General features: G+C 65.1%; 22 protein-coding genes, 2 tRNA genes and 1 pseudogene. 15 read left to right on the top strand and 10 right to left on the bottom strand.

Going from position 1 to position 24234, the window contains the following annotated elements; genetic code table 11:
* The first annotated feature begins 125 nt into the window (after nucleotides 1-125).
* The 6 genes from DD559_RS15330 (at nucleotide 126) to DD559_RS15305 (ending at nucleotide 5919) form a co-directional block, all read left to right on the top strand.
* On the top strand, nucleotides 126-1166 hold the full coding sequence (locus tag DD559_RS15330) for a rod shape-determining protein (RefSeq protein ID WP_019368797.1): 1041 nt from the start codon (nucleotides 126-128) through the stop codon (nucleotides 1164-1166).
* Nucleotides 1167-1182: 16 nt separating this feature from the next.
* Entirely contained in the window at nucleotides 1183-2082 is a 900-nt protein-coding gene (mreC, locus tag DD559_RS15325; RefSeq protein ID WP_116469953.1) for a rod shape-determining protein MreC, read from the top strand.
* A complete protein-coding gene (gene mreD, locus DD559_RS15320; protein WP_116469952.1) occupies nucleotides 2082-2591 on the top strand; it encodes a rod shape-determining protein MreD in 510 nt (169 codons plus the stop codon). The genes mreC and mreD overlap by 1 nt, the downstream gene beginning before the upstream one ends.
* A 3-nt stretch (nucleotides 2592-2594) precedes the next feature.
* Complete coding sequence (gene mrdA / locus DD559_RS15315; RefSeq protein ID WP_116469951.1) at nucleotides 2595-4622, top strand: penicillin-binding protein 2; 2028 nt, start codon at nucleotides 2595-2597, stop codon at nucleotides 4620-4622.
* Nucleotides 4622-5740, top strand: a complete 1119-nt coding sequence (gene rodA / locus DD559_RS15310) for a rod shape-determining protein RodA (RefSeq protein WP_116469950.1) — start codon at nucleotides 4622-4624, stop codon at nucleotides 5738-5740. Before mrdA ends, rodA begins: the two co-directional genes overlap by 1 nt.
* A 103-nt stretch (nucleotides 5741-5843) precedes the next feature.
* Nucleotides 5844-5919 (top strand) — tRNA-Lys (locus DD559_RS15305).
* Between the two features lie 17 nt (nucleotides 5920-5936).
* Here the strand turns inward: DD559_RS15305 and DD559_RS15300 are convergent.
* The 8 genes from DD559_RS15300 to DD559_RS15265 are packed head-to-tail and all read right to left on the bottom strand — an operon-like array spanning nucleotide 5937 to nucleotide 12456.
* Nucleotides 5937-7064, bottom strand: coding sequence for a tyrosine-type recombinase/integrase (locus tag DD559_RS15300; protein ID WP_133243835.1), 1128 nt, complete (start codon nucleotides 7062-7064; stop codon nucleotides 5937-5939).
* Nucleotides 6968-7285, bottom strand: coding sequence for a helix-turn-helix domain-containing protein (locus DD559_RS20410; RefSeq protein WP_116469948.1), 318 nt, complete (start codon nucleotides 7283-7285; stop codon nucleotides 6968-6970). Before DD559_RS20410 ends, DD559_RS15300 begins: the two co-directional genes overlap by 97 nt.
* Nucleotides 7286-7287: 2 nt before the next feature.
* Nucleotides 7288-7638, bottom strand: coding sequence for a DUF736 domain-containing protein (locus DD559_RS20305; RefSeq protein ID WP_116470944.1), 351 nt, complete (start codon nucleotides 7636-7638; stop codon nucleotides 7288-7290).
* Nucleotides 7575-8876, bottom strand: a complete 1302-nt coding sequence (locus DD559_RS15285; protein WP_116469947.1) for a TraB/TrbI/VirB10 family type IV secretion system protein — start codon at nucleotides 8874-8876, stop codon at nucleotides 7575-7577. Before DD559_RS15285 ends, DD559_RS20305 begins: the two co-directional genes overlap by 64 nt.
* Nucleotides 8873-9940 carry a TrbG/VirB9 family P-type conjugative transfer protein gene (locus tag DD559_RS15280; RefSeq protein ID WP_165831115.1) on the bottom strand — a complete coding sequence of 356 codons (1068 nt, stop codon included), beginning with the start codon at nucleotides 9938-9940 and terminating at the stop codon, nucleotides 8873-8875. The genes DD559_RS15285 and DD559_RS15280 overlap by 4 nt, the downstream gene beginning before the upstream one ends.
* Nucleotides 9934-10185 carry a conjugal transfer protein TrbD gene (locus tag DD559_RS19980; protein WP_240610403.1) on the bottom strand — a complete coding sequence of 84 codons (252 nt, stop codon included), beginning with the start codon at nucleotides 10183-10185 and terminating at the stop codon, nucleotides 9934-9936. The genes DD559_RS15280 and DD559_RS19980 overlap by 7 nt, the downstream gene beginning before the upstream one ends.
* 41 nt (nucleotides 10186-10226) lie before the next feature.
* On the bottom strand, nucleotides 10227-11066 hold the full coding sequence (locus DD559_RS15270) for an AraC family transcriptional regulator (protein WP_240610287.1): 840 nt from the start codon (nucleotides 11064-11066) through the stop codon (nucleotides 10227-10229).
* Between the two features lies 1 nt (nucleotide 11067).
* Complete coding sequence (locus DD559_RS15265; protein ID WP_116469945.1) at nucleotides 11068-12456, bottom strand: aminotransferase-like domain-containing protein; 1389 nt, start codon at nucleotides 12454-12456, stop codon at nucleotides 11068-11070.
* An 87-nt stretch (nucleotides 12457-12543) separates the two neighbouring features.
* On the opposite strand from DD559_RS15265, the gene DD559_RS15260 reads away from it, so the two are divergent.
* From DD559_RS15260 to DD559_RS15235, 7 genes and pseudogenes are all read left to right on the top strand, one after another.
* A complete protein-coding gene (locus DD559_RS15260; RefSeq protein WP_116469944.1) occupies nucleotides 12544-13137 on the top strand; it encodes a LysE family translocator in 594 nt (197 codons plus the stop codon).
* An 11-nt stretch (nucleotides 13138-13148) separates the two neighbouring features.
* Nucleotides 13149-13532, top strand: coding sequence for a nuclear transport factor 2 family protein (locus DD559_RS15255; protein WP_116469943.1), 384 nt, complete (start codon nucleotides 13149-13151; stop codon nucleotides 13530-13532).
* Nucleotides 13471-13623, top strand: a pseudogene (locus tag DD559_RS20405) (hypothetical protein); the annotation flags it as partial. The gene DD559_RS15255 and the pseudogene DD559_RS20405, both read left to right, overlap by 62 nt.
* Nucleotides 13605-15050, top strand: coding sequence for a helicase-related protein (locus tag DD559_RS15245; protein WP_206364511.1), 1446 nt, complete (start codon nucleotides 13605-13607; stop codon nucleotides 15048-15050). The pseudogene DD559_RS20405 and the gene DD559_RS15245, both read left to right, overlap by 19 nt.
* 75 nt (nucleotides 15051-15125) lie before the next feature.
* Entirely contained in the window at nucleotides 15126-15449 is a 324-nt protein-coding gene (locus DD559_RS15240; protein ID WP_165831113.1) for a DCL family protein, read from the top strand.
* Nucleotides 15450-15877: 428 nt separating this feature from the next.
* Nucleotides 15878-15966: transfer RNA gene (locus DD559_RS19865), tRNA-Ser, on the top strand.
* A 339-nt stretch (nucleotides 15967-16305) separates the two neighbouring features.
* Nucleotides 16306-17283: a hypothetical protein gene (locus DD559_RS15235; RefSeq protein ID WP_133243834.1), complete on the top strand. Its 978-nt coding sequence runs from the start codon at nucleotides 16306-16308 to the stop codon at nucleotides 17281-17283.
* Between the two features lie 43 nt (nucleotides 17284-17326).
* Here DD559_RS15235 and DD559_RS15230 read toward each other — a convergent pair whose 3' ends face one another.
* A complete protein-coding gene (locus tag DD559_RS15230) occupies nucleotides 17327-19303 on the bottom strand; it encodes a glycoside hydrolase family 3 protein (protein ID WP_116469940.1) in 1977 nt (658 codons plus the stop codon).
* A 65-nt stretch (nucleotides 19304-19368) separates the two neighbouring features.
* Nucleotides 19369-21729, bottom strand: a complete 2361-nt coding sequence (locus DD559_RS15225; RefSeq protein ID WP_165831112.1) for a TonB-dependent receptor — start codon at nucleotides 21727-21729, stop codon at nucleotides 19369-19371.
* Between the two features lie 132 nt (nucleotides 21730-21861).
* Here DD559_RS15225 and DD559_RS15220 point away from each other — a divergent pair, with 132 nt between their 5' ends.
* Entirely contained in the window at nucleotides 21862-22911 is a 1050-nt protein-coding gene (locus DD559_RS15220) for a LacI family DNA-binding transcriptional regulator (RefSeq protein ID WP_133243833.1), read from the top strand.
* Nucleotides 22908-24221, top strand: coding sequence for a spinster family MFS transporter (locus DD559_RS15215; RefSeq protein WP_116469937.1), 1314 nt, complete (start codon nucleotides 22908-22910; stop codon nucleotides 24219-24221). The genes DD559_RS15220 and DD559_RS15215 overlap by 4 nt, the downstream gene beginning before the upstream one ends.
* The last annotated feature ends 13 nt before the right edge of the window (nucleotides 24222-24234 follow it).

The raw sequence follows: 24234 nt of genomic DNA, 5'->3' as shown, positions 1-24234 counted from the left end.
CCTCCCGCGACCCGCATCCTCATGGCTCCTGGCCGGATTTTCTCCGTCCCGGAAGGGTTTCGGTCAAAACTGTACAGCGAACAGCCGGCACCGGAGAAATCCGTCCGGCAGGGACGGATCAATCAATGGCTTTCTCCCGCTTTTTCAAATTCATGTCTCATGACATGGCGATCGATCTGGGTACCGCGAATACCGTCGTCTATCTGCGCGGCCGCGGAATCGTGCTGAACGAACCCTCGGTCGTTGCGGTCGAGACGCTGAACGGCGTGAAGAAGGTCAAGGCGGTCGGCGACGACGCCAAGCTGATGATGGGCAAGACCCCCGGCTCGATCGAGGCGATTCGCCCGCTGCGTGACGGCGTGATCGCCGACATCGATGTCGCGGAAGAGATGATCAAGCACTTCATCCGCAAGGTGCACGGGCAGCGCCGCTTCATGCGCTGGCCGGAAATCGTGATCTGCGTGCCGTCGGGCTCCACCTCGGTCGAGCGCCGCGCGATCCGCGACGCCGCGTCGAACGCGGGTGCCAGCCAGGTGTGGCTGATCGAGGAGCCGATGGCCGCCGCGATCGGCGCCGACATGCCGGTGACCGAGCCGATCGGCTCGATGGTGGTCGATATCGGCGGCGGCACGACCGAAGTTGCGGTGCTCAGCCTGCGCGGTCTCGCCTATTCGACTTCGGTGCGTGTGGGTGGTGACAAGATGGACGAATCGATCGTCTCCTACGTCCGTCGCAACCACAATCTGCTGATCGGGGAAGCCACCGCCGAGCGGATCAAGCAGGAAGTGGGCGTCGCCAAGCCGCCGGCGGACGGCATCGGCAAGACGATCCACATCAAGGGCCGCGACCTCGTCAACGGCGTGCCCAAGGAAATCCAGATCAACCAGGGCCAGATCGCCGAGGCGCTGTCCGAACCGGTCAACACGATCGTCGAGGGCGTCCGCATCGCACTGGAAAACACCGCGCCGGAACTGGCCGCCGACATCGTCGACCAGGGCATCGTGCTTACCGGCGGCGGCGCGCTGCTGCACGGGCTGGACGAAGTGCTGCGCGACGAAACCGGCCTGCCCGTCACCGTCGCCGAGGATCCGCTGACCTGCGTTGCGCTCGGTACCGGCCGCGCGCTCGAGGATCCGATGTTCCGCGGCGTTCTCCTCCAGGTCTGACGAAAGGCCATCGGCGATGGCGCCGCCACGTACTCGGCGCCCGGGGTTCTCGCGACGGGCGCAATATGGGCTGTTCTTCAGCTATGTGGCGGCGATCGGCCTGTTGCTGATCGGCGCCGCGCTCGTGCTGATATCGCGCTACAACCCGCATTTGTTCGCGCCCGCCCGCAGCGCGATCGCCGAAGTGACCACGCCGGTCTCCTCCGGGCTCGACTGGGTCCGCCGCGCCATCGGCACCGTGCCGGACGAGATCGGCAGCTTTTTCGGAGTGCGGAGCGAGAATGCCCGGCTGAAGCGCCAGATCGAGGCGGAACGGGCCGCGCTGCAGCGCGCGCTGGGGATGGAGCGCGAGAACCAGCGGCTCCGCGCCTTGCTGAAGGTGCGCGATGCCACCCCGGAGACGATCATCGTCGCCCGGCTGGTCAGTTCCTCCGCCGCCAGCACCCGCCGCTATGCGACGCTCAACGCCGGCAGCTGGCAGCGCGTCGAGCGGGGGCAGCCGGTTCGCGACGCCGCCGGCCTGATCGGACAGGTGATCGAGGCCGGCCCCAATGCCGCGCGCGTGCTGCTGGTCACCGATCCCGAGAGCACCATTCCGGTTCGCCGCGCGAGCGACGGCCTGCCCGCGATCATCACCGGCCGTGGCGACGGCACGCTGGACGTACGCGCCGCAAACGCCGCGGCAAATCCCTTCCGACCGGGGGATCTGATGGTCACGTCCGGCACCGGCGGCGTCTTCCCGCCGAACATACCGATCGGCCGGATCACCGAAAGCGGGCGTGACAATGCCACTGCCGCCCCCACCAGCAACCCCGACATGGCAGATTTCGTGATGGTGCTGCGGATATTCCTGCCCGAGCCTGCACCGCCGCCCCAGCCTTTCCCCACCGCCACGCCCAAGCCCAAGGCGAAGTGATGGCGCTGGACCTGACGCCGCTGGGTGTGCCGCCGCCGCGCCCCCGCGCGCGCTGGCTGGCGCCCTTGTCGATCGCCCTGGCCTCTCTCCTCACCCTGCTGCCGGTGGTGGCGACGGTGCCGTTCCTGCCGCCGTTCGGACTGCTGATGCTGCTCGGCTGGCGGCTCACCCGTGCCGACGCACTGCGGGTCTGGATGGCGGCGCCGCTGGGCCTGTTCGACGATCTGGTGAGCGGGCAGCCATTCGGCTCGGCGATGTTCCTGTGGATGACATGCATGTTGCTGATCGACGTGCTAGAGACGCGCATCGTGTGGCGGAGTTTCTGGCAGGACTGGCTGTTTGCCGCAGGCGCGATCGGCTTCGTCCTGATCGCCGGCCGTTTCTTCGCCGCACCCATTTCGGCGAAGGTGGATGCGGCATTGCTGCTCCAGGCCGGTGCATCGGCGATGCTGTTCCCGATCGCCTCGCGCTTCTGTGCCTGGCTCGACCGCGACGTACAGAAGGCCTGATCGATGGTACGGGTTACCGAAGCGGCGCAGATCTACAGCTTCTCCCGGCGCGCGCTGGTGCTCGGCGCCGCGCAGGGCGCCGTCGGGCTGGTGCTTGCGGGCCGCATGGCCTGGCTCTCGGTGGTCGAGAACGAACAGTATAAGCTCAAGGCCGAGAGCAACCGCGTCAACAACACGCTCATTCCGCCGCGGCGCGGCTGGCTGCTCGATCGCACCGGCAAGCCGCTCGCCAGCAACCGCACCGATTTCCGCGTCGACCTGATCCCCGATCGCATCGTCGACAAGGACAAGCTGCTCGCCGAACTGACCCGGCTGCTGAATCTGGCGCCCGAGGACCTCGCTCGGATCGAGACCGACCTGAAGCGCGCCGGCGGCTTCCGCCCGGTGCAGGTGGCGGAAAATCTCGATTGGGACCGGTTCGCCGCGGTACTGGTGCGCCAGCCCGAACTGCCGGGCGTCGCCCCTACCCGAGGCTATGCCCGCCATTATCCGCTGGGCGCCGGTGTCGGCCATCTGATCGGCTATGTCGGCACCGCCTCGGCCGAGCAGTACAAGCTCGACAAGGATCCGCTGCTCGTCACACCCGGCTTCAAACTGGGCAAGGACGGGCTGGAAAAGACGCTGGACAAAAGGCTGCGCGGCAAGCCCGGCGCCAAGCGCGTCGAGGTGACGGCACATGGCCGCCCGGTGCGCGAGCTGGAAACGCGCGCCGACCAGCCCGGGGAAAGCATCAAGCTCACCATCGACGCCGGCCTCCAGGAATATGTGGCGCGACGGCTGGGCACCAATTCCGGCTCGGCGATCGTGATCGACGTGGCGAGCGGCGACATTCTCGCGATGGCGTCGATGCCCGCCTATGATCCCAACAGCTTCTCCGACGGCATCACCCAGACCGAATGGAAGATGCTGTCCGAGGACGATCACGTCCCCCTGATGAACAAGGTGCTGCAGGGCCTGTATCCGCCCGGCTCCACCGTGAAGCCGATGAACGGGCTGGCGCTGATGGCGGCCGGGGTGAACCCGCATGATCGGGTGGTCTGCTCCGGCGCTCTGCGCGTCGGCAATGGCGTGTTCCACTGCCACAAAAAGGGCGGGCACGGGCCGCTCGACCTCAAGAACGCGATCATGCAGAGTTGCGACATCTATTTCTACGAGATGGTCCGCCGCGTTGGCTATGATGCGATTGCCCCGATGGCGCGGATGCTGGGCATGGGCCAGAAGTTCGACATGCCCTTCACTACCCAGCGCTATGGCACCGTGCCGGACAGCGCCTGGAAGCTGAAGAAATATCACCGCCCCTGGACAGTGGCGGATTCGCTCAACGCATCGATCGGCCAGGGCTATGTGCTTGCCAACCCGCTGCAACTGGCGGTGATGGCCAGCCGGCTGGCTTCCGGCAAGATCCTGGTACCGCGCCTGCTCTCCACCGGGCCGTCGGGCGCGCAGCCGCTGCCCGTGAGCCCGGAGGATCTGGCGATCGTTCGCGACGCGATGTACGGGGTGGTCAATGGCGGCGGCACCGGCGGCGCGGCGCGCATGTATGTGCCCGGCGTTGCCATCGCGGCCAAGACCGGCACCGCGCAGGTGCGCCGCATCACCATGGCGGAACGCCGCACCGGCGTGCTGAAGAACGCCGCCCTGCCCTTCAAGATGCGCGATCACGCGCTGTTCGTGTGCTTCGCCCCGCACGACAATCCGAAATATGCCGCCGCCATCGTGCTGGAGCATAACGGGCACACCATCCGCAACCTCGATACGCCGCTGATCGGCCGGGATATCATGACCTATCTGTTCGATCGCGACCTGGCGATGAAGACGCTGGCGGAAGTGGAGCCGACCTGGGGGGGCGACTACACGACACGCCTGGCCGCCCAGGGCGCCGCGTTCCGCCAGGCGCAGAACATCCCACCGCCGCCCGCGCCCGAAGATGCAGCGGAGGCGGCGAGCGTCGTCGCTTCCGATGCCGCCAATGCCACCGCCAATACCACGCGGTCCGACGTCGCCCCCATCGGCAGCGCGGATCGCGACTGATGGCACGTCCCGGCGACGGCATCGTTCCCAGCCAAGTCGCGCAGCTTCCGTGGAAGGTGCTGTTCCTCGTCCTCGCCATCGGCGGCTTCGGACTCGTCGTGCTCTATTCGGCGGCAGGCGGCAGCATCCGGCCCTGGGCGATCAACCAGGGCACCCGCTTCCTCCTCTTCTTCGCGGTGGCGATCGCCATGTCGCGGGTGCCGGTTCGAATCTGGTCGCAGGGGGCATTGCCGGTCTATGGTCTGCTCGTCATCGCGTTGCTGGGCGTGGAACTGCTCGGAAAAGTGGCCGGGGGCAGCCAGCGCTGGATCAGCCTGGGCGGCTTCCAGTTCCAGCCATCGGAGCTGATGAAGCCGATGATCGTGCTGGCGCTCGCCCGCTTCTACGAGATGCTGCCGGCCAGCGAGACCCGCAAATTCGTCGCGATCTGGCCGGCCTGCGTGCTGATCGGCGTGCCGGCACTTCTTGTCATCATGCAGCCCGATCTCGGCACCGGGCTGATGATCACCGGTTGCGGCGTGATGGTGATGTTCCTGGCGGGCGTGCCGCTCCGCCTGTTCATCGCCGGCGCGCTCGCGCTGGCGATCGCCGCCCCTCTCGCCTTCAACTTCGCGTTGCACGACTATCAGCGCAATCGCGTGCTGATCTTCCTCGATCCGGAACGCGACAAGCTCGGTACCGGCTATCACATCACCCAGTCGAAGATCGCGATCGGATCGGGCGGCATCTTCGGCAAGGGCTTCCTGAAAGGCACCCAGAGCCATCTGGACTATCTGCCCGAAGGCCAGACCGACTTCGCTTTGGCGACGATGATGGAGGAATGGGGGCTGGTGGGCGGCGTTTTCCTGATCATCGCCTTCGGGCTGCTGATCGCCTGGGGGATTGGCGTGGGGATGCGCGCCAAGACGCGATTCGGGCGGCTGACGGCGGCCGGGCTGTCCGGCACGATGTTCCTCTATTGCTCGATCAACATGGCGATGGTGATCGGCCTGGCGCCCGTCGTCGGCGTGCCGCTGCCGCTGATCAGCTTCGGCGGCACGGCGGTGATGACCTTCATGCTCTGCCTGGGCCTGCTACTGTCGATCGATCGGGACGCGCGCACCAAAACGCGCTGGTGACATTTTTCATTTTGGGGCTTTACAAGTCGGAGAGCGCGACGCTAAAGGCGCGCCTCCGATGTGGCGGAGCCCCTACCAAAGGGCCCCCTGCAGAAGCCGGAATGGACGCATAGCTCAGTTGGTAGAGCAGCTGACTCTTAATCAGCGGGTCCTAGGTTCGAGCCCTAGTGCGTCCACCATTTTTCTTCCTTCATAATCAAGAGTTTACGTCGAGGCCGGCGACAAGCTTGAGCCGCGGACGGCTCTCACTGTGACCATTTTTGTGACCTGAGCTTTCCAGCTTTTCCGGGCAGTTAGACTTTTTCGTGTCTGTGACCGGATTAATCAGCGGGTCTGTGCCCGGCAAAATCAGCTGGTCGGCATAAGGCTGGAGATGCTTCACCGACATGTGCGCATAACGCCGCACCATCGACTCCGATTTCCATCCCCCCAGCTCCTGAAGCACCCAGGTGGGCACATCATTCTGCCGGAGCCAGGTCGCCCAGGTGTGCCGCAGATCGTGCCAGCGGAAATCCTCGATCCCGCAGGCCTTCAAAGCCGCACGCCAGGTCCGCGTATTCGCATTGGCAAGGCGCCTGCCCCGAAATGTGAACACATGAACCGGATGCTTGCCCTTCTGCCGTCGTAACACGCCAAGAGCCGCCTCGTTCAGGGGAACGCCGAGCGCTTCTCCGTTCTTGGTCTCGCCATATCCGATCGTGACGATGCGCCGGGTCATATCGACCTGATCCCATCGCAGATGGAGTATGTTGCCCTGACGCAGGCCGGTCGACAAAGCGAACAGCACCACCTCGCGCTGGTGTTCAGGAAGCCGACCCATGAGCTCGGCGGCCTGATCGTGGGTGAGAAACCGCACCCTGACCCGGCCACTGCGCGCATAGGTCTTGAACGCCGGCACATGCGCGATCCATTCCCATTCCCGCATCGCCTTCCGGAAGATCGCGCGGATAAGCGCGACATAGAGATCCTTGGTGCGATCGCTCTTGCGGGCGAAATGGCGCGATATGAGCCGGTCGATCATGTCCCTGCTCACCTGATCCAATGTCTTGCCACGCAGATGCCTGGTGAACCACCGGATCCGGCTCACATCGTCCCGGTAGGACTTCTTGTGTGCCTTCTCCTTCAGCCACCGCAAAGCCGCCTCGTCCCAGGTCCGTTTCGGCTTCTGCTTCAGCCTGGCAAGGTCCCACAGCTCGGCCTTCAGCTTGTCGTGAAATTCGAGCGCCTTCAGCCTGTCGGTCGTTCCAGTAGAGCGTCTAATGAGCGTTCCGTCAGGTGCTGTGAGCTTGACGTAGTATTTTCCTGCACGTTTCCAGAGTGCCATAATGCCTCCTTTCGTTGGGCACCTGACTGCATTCGTGCAGGCGTAGAGTAGCCCGAGCGAATCCACGCGACAAGTTCGCCTTCCAGAAAGCGCCACTGGCGCCCGACGCGGGCCGCCGGAATGCGCCCCTCGGCCAGCAGATTGCGGATGGTGTTGGGGTGCACCTTGAGCAGCGCTGCCGCTTCCCGGATGGTCAGAACGCGCTCGGCTCCCTCGCCCATGGTCAGACCTGCAGCACCAGTTGCGCGGTCATGCCTTCGGCGTCGGGGAACAGCATGGCGCTGAGCGGACAGAAGGGATCGTCGATCCGCACCCGCCAATATTCACGGGGAGGCTCGGTGCGCGACATCAGCTCCCAGGCGTCCCCGATATGCTGCCAGCCCAGCATGACCCGGAACGCCGGGGCCTTGTCGCTGACCCTATTGTCGTTGGGCACAAGCCGGATCGCACGCTGGATGGAGAGGGTGTTGATCTCCCCTTGGCGAGCTTGAGCATCGCGGCTCTCCTTGTCTAGCGACCGCCCGCCCAGGGCCGCAGCACGATGTCCTTGTGGGCGATCACGCGCAGCGGCCATCCGGGACGGACGGTGATGGTGGGCTGGATATTGAGGTTCTTCGAGACGATCTGCTGGCCCGCCTGATTGGCGGATTGCTGGGTCGATTGCCGGATCGCGCGGACAAGATCGCTCTCGTCGCTGCCGAGCGTGAGTTCGGTGCCGACGCCCAGCAGGGTCGAAAGCGCGACGCCCTTGAGCAATTGCCAGCTATGGAAGTCGACCTTGTCGGCGAGGCCCGCATAGCCCGCGCTGTCGGTGGCGGGCAGATTGTCGATCTGAACCGAACTGCCATCGGGCAGGATGATCCGTTGCCAGACCAGCAAGGCGCGCCGCTGTCCGAAGGCCACGACGCTGTCATAGTTGCCGATCAGCCGCGAGCCTTGCGGGATGAGCAGGATACGCCCGGTCACGGTGTCGAAGACCGGCTCGGTCACTTGCGCGACCACCATGCCCGGAAGATCGGAATTAAGCCCCGTCATCAGGCTGGCGGCGATGACGCTGCCCGCCATCAGTTGATAGGGCGATGCCGGGATCTGCAGCGCATGGGCATTGGTGATGCCGGCCGACGCCTGGCTCCCGACAAAGTCGAGCTTGCGCTCCTGGTTGTTCTGGTCCCGCTCCGGATCGAGCGCGAGACGCCCCGCCTGCTCGCTCTGGCCTGGCGCTGCGCTGCCTGTGGGCGTGCTGTCCGCACCTGTGACCGGCGCCGCTGCACCCCGCCCAGACGACTGGACCATGACGCCTGCTTCGCGGGCCTGCGCCGCCTGGGCAGCGATCCGCTGACGCTCAGCCTCGGCGGCCTGCTCCTCCATGGTCATGGATGGCGGCATGGCGCCCCGATCGGTTGCCGGATCGATGCCGAGACTGCGCTGGTGCTCCAATATTGGTCGGCCGAGATCACCGGGCAGCGGATCGCCCAGCACCGGAACACCGGGCTGCAGCTCGCTATAGGTTCCCGGCAGATTGGCGACGGCATCGGCGGGCGTGCGCCGATCCGCGACAGCCTTCTCATTACCGGTGGCGACCACCTGCAACGTCTTCGGCCCCAGCGCCATCCAGGCGACACCGGCAATGGCGAGCGAGGCGCAAGCGGCTCCGCCGATGATCACACCACGCCGGAACCGGACAACGCGCCGTGGTGCGGCGCGCAGGACGAGCTTTTCCGCATTCTGCTTGGACGGTTCAGGCGGGCGTGCCGTGGATTCACCGGGAGCACGCGATTCCGGGCCAGCGCCCTCCTCATCGGGTCCGCTCATGGGCGTGCCCTCCGCTGCGCAGCATCGGTGCGGGCAATGCGCACGACAGCCTGCGGGTCTTCGCCAAGCCGCAGCTCAGCGGCGCCAAAGAGGCGATCGACGATGTAGTGATTGCCGCTGACACGGTAGTTGACCAGCTGGCTTTGCCCGAGCGGCCCGACCACGAACAGGGGCGGCGCCTCGCCCTGGTCGAGCCGGGCCGGAAACTCGATATAGACCTTGTTGCCATCATCCCATGCCCGGACGGGGCGCCAGGGCGGATTGTCGCCGGTAATGGCATAGCGGAAGCGCAGATCGGTGAGTGCGACATTGAGCGCATCGAGAATGCCCGGCCGGGTGGCGTTGGGGAAACCCATGACCGTCACCGTCCGCAAATGCTGGTCCCCCAGCATGGGCTCGATCCCGCCCGAAAGCGGCGTGTCGACCAGCAGCCCGTCGAGATAGATCGGCGTTTCCGGGACCGCGACGACATGCCGCTTCGTCGAGATGCTGCCGTGGAGGAATGTCAGCGTCTCGGCATCGTCGAGCGCTCTGACTTCGGCCATGAAGCCGGCCAGCAGATCGAGCACCCGGTCGGTCTCGGCGACAAACGCGCGCAGTTCCTGCCGCCAGTCTCGTCCATGCTGCGGAACATCCCGCTCTAGGAGCGCCCGTTCGGCCCGGCTCACTTGATCGGCAGGTGGCAGATAGCAGAAGGTCAGGTGATAGCGGCTCTCGAAATGCTCGGCGCGCCGTCCATCGAAATGGGCCCGGCGTTCCTCATCGACCAGCCATGATGCTGCATCGGGAAAGTCGCTTGCAGGATAGCCGAGCGCCTGCAGGCGCTCGGCATTGAAGAACAGCGCCCAGCCCGAGCCCAGACGCCGCAGCGAATTATTGGCTCGCGCGCAGACCGAGACGAGTTCGGCTTCGGTCGCGCTTTCAAGATCGGGACCACGAAAGCGCAGCGTCCGCTGAAAACTGCCATCCTTGTTGAGCACCACCCCGGGAGCAACCAATGCGGCCCAGGGCAGATGATCGGCAAGCCGGTCGGCGGTCCCACGATATTCCTTGAGGTTCAGCATGAGAGACAGGCCTTCTGCCGGAGGTGGCGAGCAAGGACGGTGGCGAAATCGGGATCGCGTTTGGCAGCAAACACCGCGAGGCTGTGCCCGGCGAGCCAGAGCAGAAGCCCCGCGATCCACTGCTGAAGTCCCAGCCCCATCGCGGCGGCGAGCGTTCCGTTGAGGATCGCGATGCCGCGCGGCGCTCCGGGCGAGCTGACCGCGCGGCTCGACGAAGCTATGCTTCTGCTGGAGGCGGCGTGGATCGAGCGCTCCGCCGGTGGCGGGCGGGCTTGGCAGCAGGCGGTCAAACGCGCGGCCGAAGTTCTCGAATGGGTTTCGCAACCGTCGCTGAGGCCTCCGACGACGCCGATGCATCTCCTCTCGGCTGCGGCCTATCAGGTCGCAGGCTATCCCGCGATGGCGCTCGGCCATCTCCGACGCATGCCCGACGATGAACCTTTCTCAGCAATATTGCGAGAGTTTCTACGCGGCGATTTCGCGGCTGCGCTCGCGCAGATCCCGGTGTCGTCCCGAAAGTCTGGCGGAACAGGCGGCCAAGGTGGCTCTGATCGGCAAAGTCGAACCGGGCGGCGACATCTGCCAGCGGATGTCCCCGAGCGATCGCCTGGCGCGCACCGTTGAGGCGGCACAAGATGCGATAGCGATGCGGAGGGAGACCATGCTGCTGCACAAAGGTCCGGCTGAAATGCTCGCGCGACACCCCCGCCGCGCGTGCCAGCGCCTGTATTGGGACTGGACCATTTTCGGGCCCGGTGCTTTGCGTGCCAGACCGCTCTGATCCGGCCAGCGAGGATCCTGACAAGGCCAGTGATTGCAACAATGGCCGAATGCCCACGGCAGGAAGGCAGCGGGGATAGGCGCCCAGGTCAAGGGGCGCATAGACATTCAGGCAGCGCCCTTCGGCGGTTGCGCTATCGATAAAGCGATGCGGCAGACCGGCGGGAACGTAGAGGCATTCGCCCGCGGTCACTTCGACGATCCCGTAGCGGGTTACCGCCCGGCGCTTCCCGCTCTGAACCAGACAGAGCTGGGCAGTCTCGTGGAAATGGAGGCGCAAATCCGGCAGAGCATTTCCTGCGCATGAAGCCAGTTCGATTGCTCCGGCCCGCCTGTAACGCCACATGTCAGACCAGACCGCTCGAAGCGCTGCCTCCGGCAGTCGCCAGCATGGCAGCGATATCGCGAAGCGCCTGTTCAAGAGCATCGCGCGAGCGCAGGCCGCCAAGACACAGACGGACGCCAGAGGGTGCAGCCTCATCGACAATCGGTCCGTCAGGCGGCGTCAGCGCGATGGAGGCACGCAAGGCGCGGGCGCTCAGCCGTTCGGCATCGAGCATGGGCATCGGCATCCAGACATGCAGGCTGCGGCCCGCCCCCGGCGGGGCCATCGCCTTGCCGAGGATCGACGCGGCCAGCTGTGTCCGCGCCTCGCTTTCGGTGATTACATCGTCAGCGATCCTGTCGGCCGTTCCATCCTGTTCCCACTGGCTGAAGACCAGACCGCCCAGCGAGGGTGGGCTGTAGCCAAAGGCACGAATGCCCAGCAGCAGGCGATCGCGAATATCTTCATTATCAGGCGGCAACAGGAAACCGAGCCGCAAACCGGGCGCGACCGCCTTGGAAACGCCCGCGACCATCAATGTCCTTTCAGGCGCGAGATCGGCAAAGCAGTCCCGCGCACCGTCATTTGCGAATACGCGATAGGCCTCGTCCTCCACGATCATCAGATCATGGGCGCGCGCGACCTCGATGATGTCAGCGCGGCGCGCGGCATCGAGCGTGATCGTGGTCGGGTTCTGCAAGGTCGGGATTATGACCAGCACCTTGGCGCCAGTCTCCCGGGCCCAGCGGGCGAGCGCTTCGGGGTCGATGCCGCGCTCATCCATGGCAACGCCCTGCAGGCGGTAACCCGCATGGTCGGCCAGTGTCCGGATGCCGGGATAGGTTGCGGCTTCGCACAGGATCGTGTCACCCGGCCGCGCCAGCGCCGCGAAAGCGAGCGCAAGGCCATGCTGCCCGCCATTACACTGAATAACCCGATCCGCAGCCGCACGCATTACGCCATGACGGCGCTTCAACCAGGAAGCCCCGGCCTCGCGGATCGAGGCCAAGCCTTCGGGCGGCGCATAGTTCACCGCTACGCCAAGATCGGCGCGCTGGCGCACGCGGGATAGCCCCTCCCCGATCCAGCGCTCGGCAGGATCGAGCGGCGGCACATTATGCGCCATGTCGAGCGGGCCGGTGTCATGTGACGCGGAATGCGGCCTCGCGCGATCGGCAACGAACGAACCCCGGCCCACATGGCTGGAAACAAACCCCCGCCGCTCCGCCTCGACATAGGCCCGGCTGACCGTGCCGACACTCAGGGACAGGCGGTGCGCCAGATCGCGCTGCGGTGGCAAGCGGTCGCCGGGCACAAGGCGGCCATCGCGCACATCGCCCTCCAGCGCGGACACGAGACGCTCGTACACCGGCGCACTGCCCTTCGAGATATCCGGCTGCCAGTCCTTCATTGCCATCCCCGATCTATATTGAACCGGTGCAATATCACATTTGACTCATAGTTCAATCATGATCATCCAGCGGTTCAGGAGAACATCATGGACACGAGTCTGCTTGCCCCGCTTGCGCTGTACAGTTTCGTCTGCACGGCGACACCCGGCCCCAACAACATCATGCTCGCCTCGTCGGGGCTGGTTTTCGGATTCCGGCGAACAATCCCGCATATCTTCGGGATCAATTTCGGCTGCGCGCTGATGCTCGTGCTCAGTGGGCTGGGTCTGGGGGCGCTGTTCGAGGCATGGCCGGTGCTGCGCTGGGCGGTGCGGATCTTTGGTGCCGTCTATCTTGCCTGGCTGGCGGTAAAGCTTTGGCGATCGGAAGGCGTCGAACGGCGTGAGGGCGCGCATCCGCTGACCTTCTTGCAGGCAGCTGCCTTCCAGTTCGTCAATCCCAAGGCCTGGGCGATCACTATGCCTGCCATCGCCAGCTTCACTGTGCCCGGTCGACCGCTCGCCCTGCAGCTCGGCGTTATCGTCGCAGCCTTTGTGCTGATCGGGCTGCCTTCCATCGCGACCTGGGCAGCGATGGGCGCAGGAGCCCGCGAACTGCTGGAAAGCCGCAAGGGCATGATCGTCTTCGTGCGCGTGATGGCGATCCTGACCGCGCTCACCGCCCTGCTGTTTTTGGTCTGAGGGAGAGGGAGATGAACCGGGCGGACATGGAGACATTTGCAGCGGACTGGATCGCCAACTGGAACGCGCGCGATCTCGATGCCATTCTTGCGCATTTTGCCGAAGAGGCGCACTTCATCAGCCCGCTTGCCGCGGAGCTGACGGGGTCGCCGGTCATCGAGGGCAAGGCCAATTTGCGCGCTTATTGGTCACAGGCACTGGAAGCTTCGAGCGAGCTGCATTTCACCCTGATCGGCGCCGTCTGCGATGTCGAGCGGCAGGTACTGGGCGTCCACTATGTGGCCCGACGCAACGGCAAGGCCAGGCGGGCGCTGGAAACGATGCGCTTCGTCGATGGCCGGCAGGTCGAAGGCGAGAGCTTCTATAGCGCCCAGGAAATGCCGCATGACGATTGATCCCATCAACGGTGGATGCCTGTGCGGTGCCTGCCGCTACACAAGCACCGGCGAGATCCTCAATATTCGCGCATGCCATTGCCATCGCTGCCAGAAGGCGACTGGCGCAGCATTCTATGCGCGGATCATGGTGCAGTTGGACAGTGTAAGGGAGCGATTGATCCTGAGTTGGCAGCTCTTGCAGATCTCTCTCGAAAGGGGGTCCATCCCGGCTATCTGCTCGCGCCGCTTGTCGAGCGCGGGGTTGCCTTTCATTACGGTAACATGCCGTCGCTGCTGCGGTCAGAGATCGAGCGGCTGTTCAAGTCGGGCAAGATCCGTTTTCTGGTATGCACATCGACGCTTATCGAGGGTGTCAATCTGTCGTGCCGAATGATCGTGCTCCGCGGTCCGAGGAAAGGCAGCGGTAAGCATATGCTTGCGCATGACTTTTGGAATTTGGCCGGCCGGGCGGGGCGTTGGGGGGATGAGTTTCAGGGCAAGATCGTTTGCATCGACCCTCATGACGAAGACGCTTGGCCGCAGGGAGTGCCCAAGCGCCAGCGGTACGAAATCAAGCGTGAGACTGACGCTGTGTTGGAAGCGCCCGCGCAAATCCTCAGCTTTCTAAAAGCACGCTCCGGCATGTCGATGGACGAAATCGGCCGAGACTCCAAACTCGAGCAGGTGTCGTCCTATCTCATCTCGACCTTCCTGCGTGAGGGCTCAGTCTCTGGCGCCGCTTTCGCGAAGCGACACGATCCGCAATTTGTGGCGAACTTGGATGCAGCGCTAGCTAAGTTGTGTGACGCAAATAGATTGCCGGCCACATTGGTCGCCCGCCATCCAGGCGTAAGCGCCATTGCCATGCAATCCCTCCTCGAATTTTTTGGCCAGCATGTCGGCGAGCCCGAGGAATTAATCTTGGCCGCGACGGAAGACGATGAGGCAGTAGTTTCAACGATGTTCGTCATGAAGGCGATAAACGATCACCTTTATCCGGCCTTCAAACCGGATGACTTGCTTTACGGCCATGCTGTGACTGTGCAGCGCTGGCTCCGAGGTTGGTCGCTCGCGCGGATGATCAAAAAACGCATCGAGAACCTCCAAAGGAGCGGAAAGGAGGTCAACATCCCGCTGGTCTGCCGGCAAACGATGGAAATGGTCGAGCAGACTGCCCGCTTTGCCGCCCCAAAATACATAGCCGCTTACCGAGATGTTCTAAAGTTGCATCTACAACAGATTGGACGTGACGAGCTTCTACAAGAGACTTTCGACATCGGATTGGCTCTAGAATTTGGCATCTCGACTCCGACGCTGCTATCTCTGATGGAGCTGGGACTTTCCCGGATGAGCGCCGTCGCGTTATACGAGGTGATCGCGAGGGATGATTTGGATCAGGACGCCTGTCGCGACTGGATGCGTGCCAACGCAGAGGCGCTGGAAGGCGCTGGTGTTCCCACCATCATTGTGCGTGAGCTGCGTGAAAAGCTGCTCAACGAGACACCCCCTGGTGGCACGATGAACCAAGAGGTTTAGCCCCATCGGCTAGCTGCCACAGCGGGGGTAGACAGAACACCGGGCGCGGTACACTCTGCAGAAAGGATAATGCCCATGGGGAAAGCTAGGCGAATATCTCTCACCACGCGCTCATTTGCTAAGGCTGGAGATGCCACCGCGTTCTTCACGGCCATGCTAAATCGCTACAACATCGGCGATCAGGTCAGCGACCAAGACGCAGAAGATCTGCTTGCGCTGCTCGAGCGCCACGATGAATACGAGGAAAAAGCTGCAGGTGGCATTTTGGGCTTTGAGGTCAACAAGCCGCCCGCAGACGTTCCGCAATTTTCCAAAAAATGCTTTTGGGTACTTAAGCGCAATGGTTCTAGGATCGACTTTTCCATTGGCCATTGCCTTAAGCCGAAGCCGTATGATTGATAGAAGGATTTGGTGCCTTCCAAATAGCGATTCATACGCCTGATCCCGCGCGCGAACCAGGGATCGGCTATTTTTCAATGGCAAGTTTTGGTGAAGAACTTGGCATTCAACATGTCGCTTAGGAACGACCGCAAAATCCCAGACTCGGCCAATCAGACCGACCAAGATCTTTGTCCGCTTTCAGGTGATCGGCACGCGAGCTGCAATGACTGAAATAAGGGGGCGGAGCTGACCCGCCGTTTCACTGTCAGGAGTGTCCGCTATCCCAATTGCGCTCCTGAAAGGAGCCATTCCGGAGTGTCCAACATCCCGGACATTGAACAGCGGCACGCTCCGTCGAATATTGTCAAAAACATGTGACCACTTTTGTGTTGTGGCCCATTGTGCAAACAAAGGATTTGCTGGCAATTCCTGTTAAGGATTCATGTGAACGAATGCAGTCAAATACCTGATTTATAACATTTTCGCTGGACTCTTAATCAGCGGGTCCTAGGTTCGAGCCCTAGTGCGTCCACCACCGTTTCCGCCCGGATATCGATACGCTAGCGCGCGATGCCATGATGTCGTCCCTCCTCGCTCCTGGCGCGGGCCAACATCGGCTCCGTCACGGTGGGGAAACATCACGTCCCCTCGCCCTGATGCTGCCGTTGACGCAGGGCACGGCATTTCACCGACGCCAGCCCAGGCTGCGCGCATTGATGCCCTGCCAGCAGAAATCGCCGATCTGACAAACAGTTGCAGTCGCGGCGCGGCAGGCTACGATCGTCCCGCGCGATGCTTGGGAGGAACATGTCGAATGTCGATGATAATTAACGGCAGATTTCGTCGCGGAACGGACCTATCGGATCATGCCCGCATGGTGCTTTCCTACATAGACGGTGGCCTTCAATGGTATATGTGGGCCGCGAACGAAGCCATCGCGCAGTTCCACTTCGCCGATGAGCGTGCAATGCTGATGGACGTGCAGGCAGGCCTCCACGCCAGCCCCTTCATCCTTTTGCCTCGGATCGGCCTGCTGGTCGGCCCCGCAAAGCTGCTGGCCCTCAAGCTGGACGACCTGCGGGCGCTCCACAGGGCCGAGACGGCGGAGGAGTCGGGTATCCTCGCCAGGGATCTCGAGCGGTGGGCAGCGGACGAGCGCCTCTTCTTCCACCGCGATTTCCAGGCGACGGACGCGATGCTCGAGGCCATGCGCGTCGCTTCCGCCCCGCTGTTCCAAGCGCGCAGCCTGATGGATCAGGTCGCGCTGGCGCAGTTCCGCCGCGATCCCCTGTCCTCTTCCCCCCTTGCCGCCGAGGCCGCGGCCTTCGCCGTCGCCCAGGCCAGAACGGTGCCTGCCTTCCTGGATTATTTCCGCATCTATCTGCATTTTTCGGCGCAGTTTCCCGGCGATCGACGCACGTTCGCGGTCGAAAGCGCCCTCGCCGCGCTGCTGCCGCTGAGTTTCTCGGCACTGGACGGCCCCCGCGTTGCGGGGCCGGTGGAGCCTGGGGTTGTCCGCGCTTCGCTAACCTCATGGCTTGCGACCGGTCGCACCATCGGCTTTTCCCGCGCATCGCTGGCGGTCCAGCAAGTGATCGCAAATGCTTCCTATTCGGGCGAAACAGGCCGCGCGGCGGCGGTGGTGATGACGCGCTATCTCACGCGTGCAACCGCACTGCTCAGCCACGCAGAGCTGGGCCCCGCGCGGCTTGGCCAGGATGGCGCGACGATGACCTATCCGGTGCGCGCCCGATCGGAAGCCGCCGATCTGGAAATCTCGCCAGAAGGCGTCATTACGCTGGCCCGCTATCTCCCGGACACGAACGCCGAGGCGCCAGCATTGCCGGAATGACGGCGTGGCGGGGGATGGCCGGTGCGCATCCGCGCGGACGGGCCTACTCCCCCGCTCCGTATGGGAACAGCGGCGCGGCGCTGTCGTCGCCCTTGGCCGGATCCTGCGCCGCGACCGCTGCCATCGAGGACGGCAGTTCGAACGGCAGCCGCCCGCGCGGCGGAACCCTGCCGGTGATCGCATCGAGCAGGGCGGCGTCGCTCACGCCGAAATTGCCCAGGATCGCCTGCGCCTTGGGCGCGATGGCGGTCATGATCGCGGGCCGGTCGAGGAACAGCGCCATCACCACCGGCATTCGCTCCGCAGCGGTGGCGACAGCATCATAGTCGGCATCGCCGGGGCGGAAATCCAGCCGCCCCTCGTGCTGGCGCGATCCGAAGAAATGCAGCGGGTGCAGCCGTTCGAACGGCGTTTCCGTGCGCAGGATCGCCACCTGCGCCTGCGCCATCGTCGCGGCCGGTTCCAGGCCGTGGGCGCGCACCACCGCGGGATCGATTCCCTTCAGCCACACGCGCGTGCCGGGCTTGAGCGGCAGCAGACCGCCGGCATTCTTCAGCAAGACCTGCGACGCGGCCTGCGCGGCAAGCGCTTCGCGCTGCACCTCGGGCGGATTGATCCGCGCCGCCGCCGCGGGATCTACCATCGGGTTCTCGAACAGGCCGAGCTGGAACTTGATGGCCAGGATGCGCGCAACCGCTTCGTCCACCCGCGCCTGGGAGATCGCCCCGGATCGCACCCCCGCGACGATCATCTCGGGTTCCGTTACGCCACCGAACTGGTCGATCCCGGCATTGACGCCCTTGGCATAGCGCTGCGCCGGGCTGAGTTGCTCCACCCCCCAGGGCATCGCGATTTCCATCGGCGTGTGCGGTACCTTCGGGTCCCGGCACGCCGCGGTGCAGTCGCGCGTGATGCCCCAATCGGACAGCACCATGCCCTGGAATCCATAGCGCTGGCGCAGCAGCCAGAGCAGCTGCGCGTTGAACCCTGCGCCAACCGCCTCCAGCGGCCTGCCCTCGATGCTCGGCCCTTCCAGGATGTCATAGGTCGGCATCACGCCGCTCACCCCCGCCTGGAAGGCGCCGGTGAAGGGCAGGATGTGCGTCTCCAGGGCGGCGTTGTCCAGCCGCGCGATCCGGCCGTAATAGTTATGGCCGTCAAAGCCTTCGGGGTTGGCGCCATAGCCCACCCAATGCTTCACCACGGTGGAGACGCCGTCCCGCACCAAGCCGGTATCGCTGCCCTGGAAGCCGGTGACATAGGCCTCCACCATCGCGCGGGCGAGTGCTGCATTGGCGCCGAACGTGCCCGTCCCACGCGACCAGCGCGGATCGGTGAACAGATCGGCCTGGGGAGACAGCGCCTGATGGATGCCGGTGGCGCGATATTCCTGCCGCGCCACCGTCGCGAAGCGACGCATCAGCGCCGGATCGCGCAACGCCGCGAAGCCGAGCGTCTCGGGCCATTGCGAATAGCCGCGGGTTTCGCCGCTCGCTCCCAACACTGCCTGGAAATGGTGGCGCGGATCGGTGCTGATCGTGATCGGGATGCCGAGCCGGCCGCGCGCGGCGATCGCCTGGATCGCATTATTCTGTTCCGCCATCCGCACCGGCGCGACCGCCAGCCGCGTGATGAAGCTGGTGATCTTCTGGCCGGTGATCTGCGCCTCGGCGGCCTTCATATCATAGCCGATCTGTGAGGCGCCGACGCTGCTGTCCACCGCCGCCAGCGAGCCGTGCATCATCGTGCCCGCCTTCTCCTCCAGCGTCATCCGCCCGACCAGGTCGCCGACCCGCCGGGCGATCGGCAATCGCCAGTCCTCATAGGGGTCGAGCCGCCCGTCGCGGTTGAGATCGCGAAAGCGCAGGCCCTGGACGGTCAGCAGTGGCCCTGCATCCGCCGCCAGCATCGGCTGCACGGGCAGCACCGCCTGGGGCGTCGGCGCCGGCGCCCGCGCGGCCCCGACAACCAGCAGCGCCGCCAGCGGCAGCCCAGATAACAGGCGGAGGGAAGTCGGCATCGTGGAACCTCGACATGCAAAAGGAAAAAGGGCCGCGGATAGCCAGCGGCCCAGGGGCCGAGCGGTCAGAAGCGGAAGCCCGCGCGCACACCGTAGAGGCGTGGATCGGCAAGCTGCGCAGTGCCATCATCGAACGTCGCGTTGAAATTGGCGACGATGCTGGCACTCGCCAGGGTCAACCGGTTCTCGAGGTTGCGCACGAAGCCCTGCAGATAGAAGCGTTCGCCGGCCGCATTGTAGGTGACGGCCAGGTCCGTCTTGGTGAAGCTGGGCTGCACGAACTGAGCCCGCAGCACCGGCGCGGTGATCGCATAGCTGTCCGAAAGCCGGGTACGCGCGTTCAGCGCCAGATTGCTGCCGTCGCTGCCCAGCGGGATCGTCCAGGTATAGCTGGCAGCCGCCACCCATTCGGGCGAACGATCGAGCTTGCGCCCCTTGAAGTCGGCCGTCAGCGGGCCGACCGGATCGATCGCATAGTCGGTGAACCGCGCGTTCAGCCAGGCGATCGAAAAATCCAGCTGATGGTTGCGATGCGGCTTCAGCACGCTTTCCAGCTCGACGCCGTCGATCTTGGCGCGCCCGGCGTTGAGCGTCCGCTGCACCGGCGATCCCGCCACCAGCGTCAGCTGGCTCAGTTGCAGATTGGTATAGTCGTAATGGAACACGCTGCCGTTCAGCCGCAGCACATTGCCGAACGTGCGTGCCTTGAAGCCAGCTTCATAGGCGGTCAGCGTTTCCGGCTGATAGAACAGGATCGCAGGATCGGTGATCGCGCTGCCGTTGCAGTTGGCCGTGCCCGCCAGGCAACCATCGTTGAAGCCACCGGCCTTGTAGCCCGTCGCGACCGTCGCATAGAGCAGCGTGCTGGACGAGGCATCGAATTCCGCCCCCGCGCGCCAGGTGATCTTGCTGTAGTTCACCTCGGCATTGTTGAGCGAATCCTGCACACCGCGCGGATTGGTGGTGCCCGGCCGGGTGCCGGGGGTGAAATCCAGCGGGTCGTCGGGATTGGCGTGATAGACGGTGGCGCCGACGCGCTTCTTGTCATCCTTCGTCCAGCGGATACCGCCGGTCAGGCGCAGCGCCTGGGTGACATTCACCGTCCCCTGGCCGAACAGCGCGAAGGACTTGCTGTCGGTATTCTGCGGGAAGCCGAACACATAACCGCGCTGGCCCGGCTGGAATCCCTGCGTGCCGAACAGCAGGAAATTGATCGCCGACTTTTCCTTGAAGTAGAATCCGCCCGCCTGCAGCTTCAGCGCGTCGCTCGCGTAGGCAAGCCGCACTTCCTGCGAATTCTGGTTGTAACTGCCGCGGAACGTCTGCGGCGACGTGACGATCGCACCGGTGGCGCGGTTCACGCCGGTCAGCCCGGTGAACTGCTCGTCCCGTTCGAATTCGCGATAGGAGCCGAGATAGTTGAGCGTCAGCGTGTCGGTCAGCGCATAGGAAACGTCGCCCTGCACGCCCCAGGTGCTGTTGTGCCGCACCGATTGCAGCCGTTCCGGCACGCCCACTTGGTTGGCATCATCGCCGTCGATGTTCCGCGGCACGGGGTTCACGCCCAATTGCCCGTCGGCGGGAACGGCGAACGGGCCGCGATAGAGCTGGCTCAGCAGCACGTTACCGCCGGGACGCCCCTTCATCCGGCTGTAATCGCCGCGCACCAGCACCCGCAACCGATCCGAAGGCTCGACGAGCACCGACAGGCGGCCCGACAGATTGTCCTTGAACGGATCCTGGGTGTAGGCGGAAACGCCCTGGCGGACATAGCTGTCGCGCCGATCATAGTTCACCGCGGCGCGCACTGCTGCGATGCCGCCGATCGGCGCGTTGACGACCGCCGTCGCCTGCGCCGTATCGAAATTGCCATAGGTGGCATCGACCGAGCCGGAGAATTGGCCCAGCCGCGGCGCCGCGGAAATCAGGCTCACCAGGCCGGCAGTGGTGTTGCGGCCATAAAGCGTCCCCTGCGGACCGCGCAGCACTTCGATCCGGTCGAGATCGAAGAAGCTGACTTCCTGGGCCTGCGGGCGCGCCAGGAAGATGCCATCGAGCACGAAGCCGGCGGACGGATCGCCCTTTTCCGAATTGTCGGTGCTGCTCACGCCGCGGATCGTGATCTGCAGCGCCGAGCCGCCGGCGCGATCGATCGACAGGCTGGGCGCCAGTTCGCCCAACTGGGTGGCATTGGTGGCGCCGGCCTTGATCAGATTGTCGCCGCCGATCGCGGTGATGGCCAGCGGGGTCTTGGAAAGCAGCGTGTTCTCACGCGTGGCGGTCACCACGATTTCGTCGGTCGCTGCCACGTCGGCAGGCGCCTGTACCTGCTGGTCCTGCGGCGCGGCCGCTACCGCTTCGGCCTGCATGGCCTGGGCCGGCAGTGCAACGCCGCACAACAGAATCGCGATCGTGGAAACGCGCATTTCTTCCCCTCCTTTGGTTGCCGGCATTCGTTGCCCGGCTTGATTTACCGTTAAACTGACGACGTTTGCATTGCTTGTCAATCTGGCGCGCGCGGCGGCAAGGCCCTAAGCAGGCGGCAGAGGGGAGAGGCAGTGTCGGATCGGACCCGAGGCAAGCGACGCGGTAGCCAGGGCGTTACCATTCGTGCGGTGGCAGCCCATGCCGGCGTGTCCGCGATGACCGTTTCCAACGTCATCAACGGCACCGGCAAGATGAGCGATGCCACGCGCCAGACCGTGCTCGCCGCCATCGACACGCTGGGTTTCCAGCCCAATCAGGCTGCGCGCGCGCTGGCCGGGGCGGAGGCGCTGCGCATCGGCTTCGTCCACTCGCGGGTGAACAACGGCTTTCTCAGCGCGATGCTGATCGGCGCACTCAACGCCGGGGCGCTGCTCGGCGCGCAACTGCTCGTCCGCGCGGTGCCCACCGTCGATGCGGAGGGATTGGCGGAAACGGTGCGGAGCCTGTGCGACAACGGCGTGAAGGGCATCCTGCTCTCCCCGCCCTTTGCAGAAATGCTGCCGGGATCGGCGCTGCTGGCCGAACTTGCCGTGCCCGTGGCCGCCGTCGCCGCGGGCCAACCGCTGCCGGGCCTGCTTACCGTGCGCGTCGACGATCGCGCAGCGGTGCGCCAGATGGTCGATCGGCTGCTAGCACTCGGCCATCGCCGTATCGGGCTGATCGCCGGCCCCTCGGCGCACAGCTCTGCCCATGCCCGCCGCCTGGGCTATTGCGATAGCCTGGCCGCCGCCGGCCTGCCGGTGGACGAAGCGCTGATCGGCGCCGGGCGGTTCAGCTTCGATTCGGCGCTGCCGGCTGCCGAACACTTGCTGTCGCTGCCGGATCGCCCAACCGCCATCTTTGCCAGCAACGACGAAATGGCCGCGGCGGTAATCGTCTCCGCCACACGCCGCGGGTTGGCGGTGCCGCAGGACGTGGCAGTGGCCGGCTTCAACGACGATTCGATCGCCTCGCAGACCTGGCCGCCGATCACCACGGTGCGCCAGCCGGTCGAGCAGCTCGCCGCGCAGGCGCTGCGCACCCTGGCGGAGCATATTCGCGGCCGCGCGGTGCCCGACGATCAGCTGCTGCCGTTCGAAATTGTGCCGCGACGTTCCACCGGGGAATTGCCGCCAGCATGAGCGGGCCAGATGCCCTGCCCGATCACCGACCCTGGACCTTCGCCATATTGCTGATGCTGGCGAACACCCTGTCCTTCATCGATCGGCAGATCGTCGGGCTGCTGGTGGAGCCGATCAAGGCGGACCTGCACCTTTCCGACACCCAGATCGGCCTGCTCTATGGCCTGGGCTTCACCCTGTTCTACATCGCGGCGGCGATCCCGGTGGCGCAGATCGCCGATCGGGCGAGCCGCAAGCTGGTGGTGGTGGCCAGCATCGCCAGCTGGAGCGTCGCGACGGCATTGTGCGGCCTTTCCCGCTCGTTCGAGACCTTTCTTGCCGCGCGGATCGGCGTGGGCGTGGGCGAAGGCGGGCTGACGCCCAGCGCGCTTTCCCTGCTGGCCGATCTGTTCCCCCGCGATCGGCTGGCGACGGCGATCGCGCTCTATCAGGCCGGCGTCTATCTGGGCAACGCGCTGGCGCTGATCCTGGGCGGGATCGTTGCCCACGCGGTCCCACCGAGTACCGAACTGGTGGTCTCGGGGCTCGGCATCGTGCGCGGGTGGCAGCTTCCGTTCCTGCTGCTGCTGGCACCCGGCCTGGTGCTGGCGCTGGTGCTGCTGCGGATGCGCGAGCCGCCTCGCCGTGCGCCGGATGCAGACGGCGAAAGGCGCCCTGCCGCGCTGCTCCCGCAGCTTCGTGCCCGAGCTCCCGTCTATGCCGCGATCATGGGCGGCTTCGCGCTGCTGGTGCTGGGCGGCAATGGCGCACAATTCTGGACGCCGGCGCTGGTGCAGCGCAGCTTCGATTGGCCGACCCATCTGGTGGGGCATTGGCTCGGTTGGACCACCCTGGCCTTCGGCGCCACCGGCGTGCTGGCCGGCGGCATGGCAGCGGATCGGCTGGCGCGGCGCGCGCCCGCTGCGGGGCCGGCGGTCGCCTCCGCGCTGGGCATGGCCGGGATGGTCCCCCTCGCCTTCGCCTTTCCGCTGCTGCCGACGCCGGGGACGATGCTGGCCGCCGTCGCGGCGCATCAATGGCTGTCTGCCTTTGCCCTCAGCGGCGGCATGGCGACCCTGCAGACGATCACGCCCACCCATATGCGCGCGCGGGTGCTGGCACTCCAGATGGTGCTGATCAACCTTGCGGGGACGCTTGCCGGACCGACGCTGATCGGGATGCTGGCGGACCGTATCGGCGCGGCGGGCGGCGGGCTAGCGATGGCGATGGCGCTGATCGGCGGCGGTTCGGGCGCGCTGGCGGCGATGGCGATGGCGATGGCCGCGCGCTCCTGCCGGAGTCGGGCGGCAACGATCGGCGCCGGCGCGTAGCCCAACCTGGATC

Source organism: Sphingomonas pokkalii (assembly GCF_003096275.1).
In the GTDB taxonomy this organism is placed as follows: domain Bacteria; phylum Pseudomonadota; class Alphaproteobacteria; order Sphingomonadales; family Sphingomonadaceae; genus Sphingomonas; species Sphingomonas pokkalii.
The sequence above is the reverse complement of the archived record's forward strand: the minus strand, read 5'-3'. Positions and strand labels throughout refer to the sequence as shown.